The organism is Pseudoxanthomonas sp. LjRoot204_2 (assembly GCF_056175765.1).
Genome location: NZ_JBGFFG010000500.1, coordinates 1 through 2,201, shown reverse-complemented (window position 1 = coordinate 2,201; position 2,201 = coordinate 1). Strand labels below are relative to the sequence as shown.

Annotated in this window: 3 protein-coding genes; 1 reads left to right on the top strand and 2 read right to left on the bottom strand. The window is 69.2% G+C overall.

Annotated features, from left to right (window positions below):
- Together AC04L7_RS17135 and AC04L7_RS17130 are read right to left on the bottom strand one after the other, a co-directional pair.
- Positions 1-357: SirB2 family protein (locus AC04L7_RS17135; RefSeq protein ID WP_475513502.1), on the bottom strand; the 357-nt coding region annotated here is incomplete at its 3' end.
- Complete coding sequence (locus AC04L7_RS17130; protein WP_435996476.1) at positions 354-1,610, bottom strand: NnrS family protein; 1,257 nt, start codon at positions 1,608-1,610, stop codon at positions 354-356. The genes AC04L7_RS17135 and AC04L7_RS17130, both read right to left, overlap by 4 nt.
- Before the next feature lie 170 nt (positions 1,611-1,780).
- Here AC04L7_RS17130 and AC04L7_RS17125 point away from each other — a divergent pair, with 170 nt between their 5' ends.
- Complete coding sequence (locus AC04L7_RS17125) at positions 1,781-2,029, top strand: hypothetical protein (protein ID WP_435996478.1); 249 nt, start codon at positions 1,781-1,783, stop codon at positions 2,027-2,029.
- Positions 2,030-2,201: the final 172 nt, after the last annotated feature.

The window sequence follows — 2,201 nt, the reverse complement described above, 5'->3', positions numbered from 1 at the left end:
GTATACCTGCATGAAACACAGCGCTGCCGCGGCCACCAGCATCGCCCGCTTGCCAGGCGTCCATGCGGGGCGGAACGCCGCGATGCCCAGCCCGATGTAGGCGAACAGGAAGGCGATCTTGGTGGCCAGCCAGCCGTTGGCGAACAGTCCCGCCGGCAGGATCGTCAGCAGCATCATCGCGCCGGTCAGCAGCACGGTGTCGATGGTGTRGCTGGTGTAGCGCACCAGCGCCGCGCGCGGCCAGCGCATGCCGGCGAGCAAGCCCAGCGCACGCAGCGCGAACAGCGTTCCGCTAGTCATCGCCGCCGCCACGTGGACCAGCTTGATGTCGGGATAGAAGGTCATCATGGTGCTCATCCCGGCCGCCCGTCCGCGCGCGGACTCAGGTAGATGCCGCCGATGCGGCCCACCCAGGGCGCCAGTGCCAGCAGCCAGCCGATGGCGGCGGCGGCCTGCCACGCCATCGCATCCGGCGCGAGGTCGGCGACGATGCGCATCACGGCGACCACCTGGATCGCGACGAATGCGAACCACGCCACCTTCGTCATCGCCAGTGGTCGCCCGGAGTGGCCCTGAGTCACCCGCGTGACCATGGCCACCAGCAGGCTGCCGAAGAAGCCGACGAACATCGCATGCATCGGCGCACGTCCCAGGATGAAGTCGTCCGTCGCCAGGAACGTCACGCTTTGCACGACGTACAGCAGGAAGGTGATCGGCAGCCAGGCCGTGCCGATGAACAGCACCGCCAGCAGCCCCGGCATGCGCCCGCGCGGCCACCAGCGATGCACCGCCCATGCGGTCAGCACCAGCAGCGGCGCATCGGCCAGCCACAACCACGCGTAGGCATGCACCAGTTCCAGCCCCAGGTGCACCATGAGCAGCGCCCACACCGCGCCCAGCCATGGCAGCGAGCGCCACGGCACGTAGCCCGGCACCACGTTGCCGGCGAAGAACGGGAACATGCGGTGCGCGACCGTCACGTAGACCGGCAGCAGCAGGCCGAAGCCGCCCAGCTTGATGCTGGCGAACGCCCACGTCGGCGATGCGCCCAGCGCGAAGGCGATGAACATCGCCAGCCCCAGCCAGCCCAGCAGCAAGCCAGCGAAGCACGAGCGCGCGTGCCAGGTCTTCGCGGTGTCGTCAGCGAGCAACCGGCCCAGCGTCAGCAGCGCCGCAGTCCAGCCGGCCAGCGCCATCCACAGGCCGACGGTCAGTCCCGCCTGCCAGCCGGCCACGCCCAGCAGGATCGCCAGCTGTCCGCCCATCAGGCCCAGCCCGACCGGCACGTAGTGCCAGCGCTTCAGGTCGGGCATGCCCATCCAGCGCGGGAACACGGTCAGCAGGAAGCCGAAGATGAAGCTCGGCAGCACCAGGTACTGCATCAGGAACGCATGCAGCCAGCCCGCGTAGATCGGCGTCTCGGGCATCGTCCACAGGCCCCAGCGCGTGGCGACCAGCCACAGCGTCCACCACAGCATCGCCAGCAGCACGTTGCCGGCACCGATGAAGAACATCAGCCGGTGCGGCGCATGCGCGAGCCATGCGGGCGAGGGGCCGGGCAACGGGGCGGCGGTGCGGGAGCGGGGCGGGGCGACGATGTCGATCTTCATGCGGCCAGCTTGCGCGCGGGCGCGCGGCATCGCCTTGACGTGGATCAGGCGGGCGACGATTTGTCGCCCGCGGTGGCCTTGATCCGGGTCAAGGCCGGCCGGGCGGCGAGCGCCTACAGTCGCGCCATCCGCGCAACCGCGCGCCGACCACAACGAACACAGGAAGCCCGATGTCCGACCACCCTGCCCACCCCACCTCCGAACAACGCCAGCACGCCATGACCGAGGCGCTGCGCGCCTGGGACCCGGAAGCCGAAGTCACCCTGGAATCCGGCACCGGCCGCCTGATGGTGATGACCACGCTGCCGACCGAGCGCGTGGTCGCGATCCTCAAGGAGGCCGGTGAACACGCCGAAGCCGGTGATGCCGAACCGCGCGGCCACAAGGCCGGGCAGTGCTGCGGTGGGTGTTCGCACTGATCAGCGCAGGATCGTGAAGCCTTCCGGCGCCACGTCCGTCAGCATTAGGTAATCGCTGTCCTGGCCGGGATTCGCTCCACCCGCAACAAGCGGGTAACCCGGGGCGCTGCGTGTGTCAGGGCAGCGCTGGCCCATTTGAAAACTGCTACGCTTTTCCAGACCAGTCACACTG